Origin of the sequence: Planktothrix sp. FACHB-1355, assembly GCF_014748295.1 — a bacterium.
Classification (GTDB): domain Bacteria; phylum Cyanobacteriota; class Cyanobacteriia; order Cyanobacteriales; family Aerosakkonemataceae; genus Aerosakkonema; species Aerosakkonema funiforme_A.
Map to the genome: position 1 here is coordinate 1 of NZ_JACJUP010000155.1, position 8918 is coordinate 8918.

Sequence of the window (8918 nt, forward strand, 5' to 3'; positions counted from 1 at the left end):
CTCGACTGAAAATATTTTGAATATCCAGAGTATTATTAATATAAGCAGTGCCGCCAGCAGGGACAGAAAATTCTCCAAAGCTATGGAATAAATTAGTACCTGCCCTAGTTCCCCCTTCAATGAGGCTGGTGTTGCCTTGTGGTGTAACGCTAGAATTTACAGGCAAAGTTGCATCCGGGACAATTTGTGCTGAAGCTTTGTAGCTTGAATCATACGCAGCTAATAAAAAAAACAAGGCACTGCCTAACACAGACCCAAATCGCAGCGTAAACAGTTTCATAAAATAAGTCAATTTACGAATCTGTTTTCTGCTGACTGTATCGATTTTTGAATTCTCGCTGCTGTTGATTGTGATCCACGATAGGCTGAGGATAACCAAAAGCTTGACGTTGTAAGGGTGAAATTTTTCCCGTTAGCAAGGACTCTGTATCGACAGTCCGCAATTCTGGCACCCATGTTCTAATATACTCTGCTTTCGGGTCGAATTTCTGGGCTTGGGAAGCTGGATTGAAAATTCTTACTGGTTTGGGGTCCATTCCGCTGGAAGCACTCCACTGCCAACCACCATTGTTTGCAGATAGATCCCAATCGTATAGCTTTTGCTCGAAGTATTTTTCTCCCAAACGGGGATCTATTAACAAATCTTTAGTGAGAAAATTGGCGACTATCATCCGACAGCGGTTGTGCATCCATCCGGTTTCGTTCATTTGTCGCATGGCTGCATCGACAATTGGATATCCGGTTTTGCCTTCGCACCAAGCTTGAAAATGTTCTGGTTTATTGTCGTAAGGAAATGTTTTGAAGACTTGGCGAAATGCACCTTCTGCTAATTCTGGAAACCAATACATTGCGTGTTGATAAAATTCTCGCCACGCCAGTTCTTGCTGCCATGTTTTTACGCCAGCTTGTGCTTGTTCGCGATCGCTTTTTTCCATTGCTGCATTGCTAGCTGACCAAACTGTGCGGATGCCGATCGCACCAAATTTCAGTGCCGCACTCAGTCTGGATGTGGCGTCAACAGATGGAAAGTTACGCTGTTCTTGATATTCAAAAATTGCTGATTCGGAAAATTCATACAGTCTTTTTTGTGCGGCTTTTTCTCCTGGTTTCAACAGCAATTCATTCTCCCAAACGAATCCCAGTTCTTTTGCTGTCGGCAATGCGATCGCACCTACTGTTTGCGCTATTTCTATTTCCGCTTCAGTTAAATTTATCTGATTTTGGAATATTTTGGCAGGCTGAGCTTTTGGCTTGTTTATCCAGTTTTTCCAAAATGGTGTATAAACAGTGTATGGTTGCTGAGAACCTGTGCGAATTTCTGTTGGTGGGTGCAATAATTGATCCCAGAAGTTTTGCACGGCAATGCCTTTTTCTTTGAGAGCTTCGGTAACTGTGCGATCGCGCTCTTTTGAGTATGGTTCTACATCCCAATTCCAGAATACAGCTTTGGCGTTGAGAGCGGCTGCTAAATTTGGTATCGCTTTGCTTGGCTCATCATTTAATATCAACAACTGGCTACCGACTTCGGCATACCGCTCTTGCAATTCTTGCAAACAGCCAATCATGTAGGTAACTCTTGCTGGGGCAACATTATCTCTATGTAAAATGTTGCTATCTAGACAAAAAACGCCTATGACTTTTTGGCTTTGCTCCTGTGCGACTGCCAGTCCTAAATTATCTGAAATACGTAAATCGCGACGATGCCAGAAGAGAATTAAATCAGACATATCAATTTTGGATTTTGGATTTTGGATTTTGGATTACAAATTTATCTAGATTAAGTCTTGTGGGAATCGGGGGTTAATTTTTTACCGCAGATGAACGCAGATAAACGCAGATAAGAAAGCGATTTTTTTAGGCAACCGATGCTCCCGGATATGATAAGAGGAGAGGGGTTAGAGTTTAGGGGAGAGGGAAGAAGGGAAATTTTGACTTTTGACTTTTGACTTTTAAATCGATCGTGCCTAACACACCCTACATTTAAATAATATCGCTTGATTCAAAATCCAAAATTCAAAATCTAAAATAGGAATGGACGAGCTAGGAAAAAACTAGAAATAGATTTTGCGTCTACAGGTTCCCCTGCCAAAATTGCTTTTTCCAATTCTTCTGGAGTCATCAAAACTGTTTCCATATCTTCGTCGGCGTCTTGGTCTGGTGGCGTTTCCAGCAATTCTAAATCTTGAGCGAGAAAAGCATAGATGATTTCATCAGAATAACCGGGACAAAGGAAAAATTGTCCTAATTTTTGCCATTTGCGAGCGCGATAACCTGTTTCTTCTTCTATTTCTCGCTTAATAGTTTCGGCTGGGTCTTCATTTGGTTCGATCGTGCCAGCCGGGAACTCCAACAAACGTCCTTGGGCAGCAAAGCGATACTGACGCAAAAGTACCAGTTTACCTTCTGCCGTTACCGGTACGGCGAGGGCTCCACCTGGGTGACGGATACATTCCCAGTCGCCTTCAGCGCCGTTGGGGAGGCGCAGGCGGCTGACATCAAAGTTGAATTTGCGACCCCGGTAAAAAAGGCGTTGCGAGAGGAGTTCTGGTGTTTCTGGAGCAAATCCCATATTGATTTTGGATTTTGGATTTTGGATTGAATTTGCAGGCTTGTAGTGATTCAATCGGCAAGCGTTAACCGACGGACACCAGAACAGTCTACAGCTTGAAGGAGTTGTGCGATCGTCTTTCCTGAAATCGGTTCGATCCAGTCTGGGGCAATTTCCGCTAAAGGTACCAGCACAAAAGCTCTTTCTTTGATACCAGGATGAGGTAACTGGAGAGTGGGAGTGTTGAGGATAATATCATCAAATAGCAATAAGTCAATGTCTAATGTTCTTGGCCCCCAACGTTCCCTGCGGATACGACCGAATTGAGCTTCAATTTCCAATAGACGATCTAATAACTGCTGGGGACTCATGTAGACTTGTATCACGGCAGCGCCATTCAAATAATCTGGCTGAGGTGGCCCCACAGCTTCAGTTTGATACCAATTCGATCGCGCTAGCAGACTGATTGCCGGTGTTTGGTGCAGTATTTCGAGGGCGGACTCCAGAATAGTACGGGAATCACCCAGATTACTGCCGAGAGCGATAGCGCATTGCCCAGACTGTACAATCACACATTACTTCCTCATTGCCTGTATCGATCGCTAGATTAGCTTTTGAGCGGTTTGGAAAGAAAGCCGACTGTAGAAAATTCGGGAGTAATCCTTAAGAAGGACGCTGTAACGGGGACTGATGGCTTTTACTGGGATCGTAAGGCTATGGCTGTGCTACCAACGAACACAGCTGCCCTTTTGGAACAAATATATTCCCGAACTACCAAAAACTGTTTTGCAAAGCTAGTTAAAGTTCTGCTGCAAGCATGGTCGCCTCCTAGCTAACATAACCAAGGTTGTACTTATCGTTATCGAGATATCAACATGGAAACCAAGCAACCCCAAGTGCAACAAACTGATACCCCCAAAGTAGAGGTTACCGTCCAAGGAACCGATACGGCTCCCTTGGCGAAACTTCCTCCAGCCGACTCTTCTGCTAACGTTCAGTGGCAGGAGTACTGGGATCAGTTTGTTTTGTATCTGTCTAATCTGCAAGATTACCTGGGTGTTTTCTTTGTAAAATACCAGAAACCCCTAGTGGCTGTTGGATTGATTGTGGCTGCCTTTGTCAGCGTCAAGGTAACGCTGGCAGTCCTGGAAGCCCTCAACGATATTCCCTTGCTGTCGCCTTTCTTTGAACTGGTGGGGATCGGCTACTCTGGTTGGTTTGTATACCGCTACTTACTCAAGGCGTCGAGTCGGCAAGAATTGACTGAGGAACTCAACACGCTGAAAAATCAAGTTTTGGGAGGCAGCTCTGGAAACGTCGGCAAATAAAGCAGCTGGAGAAGACTTTTCTGAAAGCTGCTGAAGTTTGACATCGCAAGAACGTCCGGGATGGCTCGGACGTTTTTGTTTTTTACCTCTTTCATCGGTAAAATGCGTCTGTGGAGGGAAACATTTTAGGCTTGTCCGATCGCAAGTTAGTAATATAGGAATCGCCAAGGCAGTTAGGACGTTCTTAATTCCACCTCTCTCTCCTCCTTCTCCTTTTTCTCTAGTCCCCAGTCCCTAGCTCCGACGCCCTAGCTATATGCCCAGCCGAAAAACAGTTTAGCGATGAACAGCAAAGAACAACAAGCATCTGAGCTTAATGATGGCCTCAAGTCACCTTCATCAACAAATACTCCTGAAAAGTCATCTTGGTTCCTGGAATTTGCCAAGATGGTGACGGAAATCAGCACAGCATTTGCCAACACCGCTTCCCAAACTGGTAAGGTAATCGTGGATACGGCTGTGGGTGTTGGCGAAGCGATCGGCTATACGACTTCCCAAACGGGTAAAGCTGTGGTAAACACAGCATCTGGTGTAGGGAAAGCGATCTGCGACACTACCTCTGAAACTGGCAAAGCTGTGGTGAATACGGCATCTGGTGTAGGGGATACGATCTGCCAGACTACCTCGCAAACGGGGAAAACAGTTGTGGAGACAGCGACTGCGATCGCACAGACAACCGCCAAACAAACTTATAATCTGTTCGAGCAGGCCACTCAAAAAGCGGGGGAAACTATTAGCTTCGTCTCCGATAACTGGTTGTTGCGAAGATTGAGCGGTGTGTTTCGCTTAGATTGGTTGGTAGGTGCTGCCGATAGTGTTGACCTCGCCAAAGCAGAGGCAGATGTGAGAAAGCTGCAAAAAGAATATCCAGAAGAATCACCCAGCCAGATCGCGCACCGGATTATGGTGGAAAAAGCGGTTTATGCTGGCGGTGTGGGACTGGTTAGCAGCATTTTACCGGGAGAAGCTTTGCTTTTGTTCGCTCTGGATTTGGCCACAACCACGAAGTTACAGGCGGAAATGATTTATCAGATTGCCGCTGCCTATGGGCTAGATTTGAAAGAGCCAGCACGTAAGGGCGAAGTTTTGGCTATTTTTGGGTTGGGATTGGGCGGTAGTCGCGCTGTGAAGGCGGGTTTGGGTATTCTGCGAAATGTACCGCTTGCCGGCGCTGCGATCGGTGCTTCTTCCAATGCGGTTATGCTATACTCCTTGGGCTATGCGGCTTGTCGGTTTTATGAAGCTAAGTTAAACGCACCTACTGCTGTAACAACGCTGGCAGATTTGGAGATCGGAAGCGATAGTTACTTAGAAACTGCGATCGCGCAACAAAAAGTAATGGATGGTATTTTGGTTCACGCGATCGTCGCCAGTCATCCAGAAAAATCTTGGTCAGAAATTCTACCTCAGTTACAAACTTTCAACCTCAGCCAAACTTCTTTAGAAACAATTGCTGCTAATATCCAGTCGCCTCAACCTTTAGATACGCTTTTGGCTCAGCTTAACCGCGATTATGCCATTCCTCTGCTGGCTCAGTGTTACAGAATCGCTCAGGCCGATCGTGTCATTACCCCAGCAAAAAATGAACTAATGCAAAGAATTGCCGAGAAATTCGATCTTGACTTAAATGGAATTAGGGAAATGGTGAAACCGCAAAGCTAGGTTTTGCAGAGGTCACTAAAAATAAAAGCTTGTTTTGAGTGATATATATCACTCAATGTGATAAATATTATCACAAGTACTTATCCCAATAGATCACAAGTACCTGTAGACAGATTGGTCATATTGGGGAAATACGAGTGTTTTGGCTGTCGATGCAGGTGATGAGGAGTATATGAAAACAATCTTAACAATTAAATGGCTCATGGAGACGATCGCGCTGCAATTTCTTGCCCTGAGCTTGGCGTCGCTGTTGCTGATGTGGTTTGCTAGATCCGGATGGTGAACTACCTACACTGACCTTTGGTACAGTGTAGGCTTCCCAACTCATTGGGGATTGCCTCGGACTTGGTGGATTTTTTACGTCCAGAAGTCTTTGGTCTTACATCCCCTCCTTGGGCAGAAGCGCTAGTTCCTAATGCCAAAAGTCGCAATCCTTCATTTCTAATATTTATTGCAGCATTAACATCTCTATCATGCTGTTTCTAACAGTGAGGACAATCTACAAACCTTACTACCAATGAATCATAACCGTTTTGCAGCATTGGGATTGATAGTAGGGTCTCACTACAAAGTTGAGATGATGGGAAGAAACGACCTATTTCAAGATAAGTGTGTCCAAATCTTTCAGCTTTGTATTTGAGCATGGTTTGAAACATCCCCCATACTTTGGCACTAATAGCTTTTGCTAAGTTGGGATTTCTCACCATGTTTTTAACTGCTAAATCTTCTACACAAATAACTTGGTTTTCGTATGACAACCTAAGACAAATATTTTGTTCGTTTCCACCATGTTTTCTTCCCTCGCTGTTTAACCTCTTGACTGGGGGCTAGGGCGTCGGGGTTATGGCGTCGGGGAAGAAGGAAGAGGGAGCGGGGGTGCGGGAGAACGAGATAGCGGGAAGAAATTCTTAATTTTGACTTTTGACTTTTGACTTTTGACTTTTGACTTTTGACTTTTGACTTTACCCAGCCGCTGTCAAGAGCGTTATCCTGATGAGGGACGCCCTTACCAAAACACCAATGATCAAAAGATTAGCAATAACGTTGTGTTTGTTGACAGGTTCGATCTGGGGGAGTGGCTATATACCGACTGCACTAGCTGCCGATCCCGTTCCCGTCACCGCCACGCCAGAACAGATTTTGGGAAATCCTACTCTGAGTTTGCAAGATTTGCCGCCTGGGTTTAAGGAACTGCCACCCCAGATAGCAGCTGAAGTCAGTTCCAAGTTTGAAGGTCTCAGACAGCAGCTGATCGAAGCCGGGATGAAGCCGAATAAGTTCTTTGCTTACGTACATCCGCAAACTTTTCAAATAGTTTTCGGTTTTACCGGTACGATCGCGAATCAGCCCGATCGAGCTAATTTCGATGCTATTATCAAGCAGATTCAGGAACCGGAGTACCAGCAAGAACTAATCGCTCAATATAGGGAAGCCCTGAAGTCAAGACAGGGAATTGAGATTTTGGAGTACGGTATTATCCCGGAACTGAATAATGTTGCGGAAGCTTCAACGGGTATGACCGTATCTGTGTCGATGCAAGGGCAACCGTTACGTCTGGATGTAGCTGCGTTTCGTCGTAGCAATGTGGGAGCTTTTACGGGTATTATGTACCCCAAGGATCGAGTACCGACGGCCCAGTTGGGCGCGATCGCCCGCCTGTTAGACAATCGGATTTTACAGGCATCTTCTGGAGTCAGTCCCACAGATACAGTCGATCCTCAGATTAGCCCAACGACTACTGGTACAACCGATTCTGGCGTTATTCCGACAACTGGCACAACCGATCGCGCAGTCAGTCCCACTATTGATACAGGCGATTCCAGTGTCGATCGTCCCGGCGCAGAAGAAATTAGATAACCAAAAGATTTTTCTTTACGGCGTCGCTGAAGCTATGACGCCGTAGCTATTTTATAAAATATTGTTTTTGAGTAAAACTTACCATATTTGTGTCATTTTAAAAATATATAATTAGTAAATTTAAATAAATTACAGAATAAATTAACAATTAAAGCAGTAAAAATTAAAGAAAAGATATTTCATTTTAGTGCTATATTGTATTTAATTTTGGTGATTAACTTTAATTAATTGTCACTTAAACTCAGAAGCAACTTTAACTGCAAAGAAGTATGGCCTGAGCAAAAGTTAGTTCTAGTATGAAAGCATAAGTGAAAAATCGGAAAAACGAGCATGATAGAGGCTGAAAGCAAAACTAGCCACTGGTGGCAGCGTATACCACTCTATTTGCAGATTGCGATCGCCCTGATCCTGGCAGTGTCGGTAGGGATTTTATTGGGTGGGGGAAACCCCGCAGCAGGTAATATCGCCCTCATTAACAACCTTGCAGTTCCCTGCGACTTGGTGCTGAAGATTTTGCGTGCCCTCGCTACACCATTGATTTTGTTAGCAGTAGTCCACACATTCCTCACCGCCAACATTCCCGGAACCGCAGGAAGACGTCTGTTCGTCTTGCTATTAACGAATACCACAGTTGCGATTCTGATCGGTCTTTTAGTTGCCAATATCTTGCAACCGGGCAAATGGGGTCAGATCCGTGCCCCAGAGGGGTCAGCTGACAACATTAAGAATCTCGATCCTTGGGCATTACTGCAAAATATGGTGCCTAGTTCCGTTGTTGAACCCCTTGTGAATAACAACGTCCTTCAAATTATCGTTATCGCTCTCAGTTTTGGAATTGTGCTGCGTGCTTTGAAAAAAGAACAAGTTGCCAGCAACAAAATAAACTATGAGGCACTTGAGTGGGTAATCGGCACTTTATTCGACGCAGTGGTACGCATTTTGGAATGGGTGATTGCCCTCATACCCCTGGCAGTTTTTGGTATCGTTGCCAAAACAGTTGCTTTAGAGGGTTTCACACCATTTAAATCTCTGGGTGCTTTAATTATCGCCGTGCTGGTGGCGCTATTTTTGCAAGCCTGCTACTACTTGATCCGGGTAAAAATTGGTTCCTGGGTAAATCCGCTACAGTTCTTAACAGGTGGATTCGATGCGTTTATGACAGCGTTTTCGACTTCTTCCTCAACTGTGACAATGCCCATCACATTTCGGGTTTTGCAAGAAAAAATTGGTTTGCGAGAATCTTCCGCTTCTTTGGGGGCATTAGTCGGCAGCAATTTCAACAACGACGGTACAGCACTTTACGAAGCGATGGCGGCTTTGTTTATTGCCCAAGTTTTGAATCGAAATCTCGATTTGTTGCAGCAGTTAATTGTGGTGTTAACCTCCGTTTTTGCTTCTGTGGGTGCAGCTGGCATTCCCAATGCGGGGTTGGTAACAATGACGCTAGTGTTTAGTTCGGTTGGTTTGCCAACACAGTACATTGCTTTGCTGATTACTGTAGACTGGTTTCTCGATCGCTGTCG

At 44.8% G+C, this 8918-nt stretch carries 9 protein-coding genes; 4 read left to right on the forward strand and 5 right to left on the reverse strand.

Features of this window, described 5'->3' with window-relative positions:
* The 4 genes from H6S82_RS09640 to folK form a co-directional block, all read right to left on the reverse strand.
* The coding region (locus H6S82_RS09640) for a filamentous hemagglutinin (protein ID WP_191056178.1) at nt 1–280 on the reverse strand (280 nt) is incomplete at its 3' end.
* A gap of 13 nt (nt 281–293) precedes the next feature.
* Nucleotides 294–1727 carry a deoxyribodipyrimidine photo-lyase gene (locus H6S82_RS09645; RefSeq protein WP_190463150.1) on the reverse strand — a complete coding sequence of 478 codons (1434 nt, stop codon included), beginning with the start codon at nt 1725–1727 and terminating at the stop codon, nt 294–296.
* A 293-nt stretch (nt 1728–2020) separates the two neighbouring features.
* The gene (locus tag H6S82_RS09650) at nt 2021–2569 is read right to left on the reverse strand and encodes an NUDIX hydrolase (protein ID WP_190463152.1); all 549 of its coding nucleotides are present in this window, start codon (nt 2567–2569) and stop codon (nt 2021–2023) included.
* Between the two features lie 50 nt (nt 2570–2619).
* Nucleotides 2620–3120, reverse strand: a complete 501-nt coding sequence (gene folK / locus H6S82_RS09655; protein ID WP_190463154.1) for a 2-amino-4-hydroxy-6-hydroxymethyldihydropteridine diphosphokinase — start codon at nt 3118–3120, stop codon at nt 2620–2622.
* A 303-nt stretch (nt 3121–3423) separates the two neighbouring features.
* On the opposite strand from folK, the gene H6S82_RS09660 reads away from it, so the two are divergent.
* Nucleotides 3424–3876, forward strand: a complete 453-nt coding sequence (locus tag H6S82_RS09660) for a CAAD domain-containing protein (protein WP_190463156.1) — start codon at nt 3424–3426, stop codon at nt 3874–3876.
* A 282-nt stretch (nt 3877–4158) separates the two neighbouring features.
* Complete coding sequence (locus tag H6S82_RS09665) at nt 4159–5538, forward strand: hypothetical protein (protein WP_190463157.1); 1380 nt, start codon at nt 4159–4161, stop codon at nt 5536–5538.
* A gap of 482 nt (nt 5539–6020) precedes the next feature.
* Here the strand turns inward: H6S82_RS09665 and H6S82_RS34315 are convergent, their stop codons facing one another.
* Nucleotides 6021–6296, reverse strand: coding sequence for a transposase (locus H6S82_RS34315; RefSeq protein WP_322111859.1), 276 nt, complete (start codon nt 6294–6296; stop codon nt 6021–6023).
* 262 nt (nt 6297–6558) lie between these two features.
* Here H6S82_RS34315 and H6S82_RS09680 point away from each other — a divergent pair, with 262 nt between their 5' ends.
* The gene (locus H6S82_RS09680) at nt 6559–7395 is read left to right on the forward strand and encodes a hypothetical protein (RefSeq protein ID WP_190463162.1); all 837 of its coding nucleotides are present in this window, start codon (nt 6559–6561) and stop codon (nt 7393–7395) included.
* A 330-nt stretch (nt 7396–7725) separates the two neighbouring features.
* On the forward strand, nt 7726–8918 hold a 1193-nt coding region (locus H6S82_RS09685), incomplete at its 3' end, for a dicarboxylate/amino acid:cation symporter (protein ID WP_191056179.1).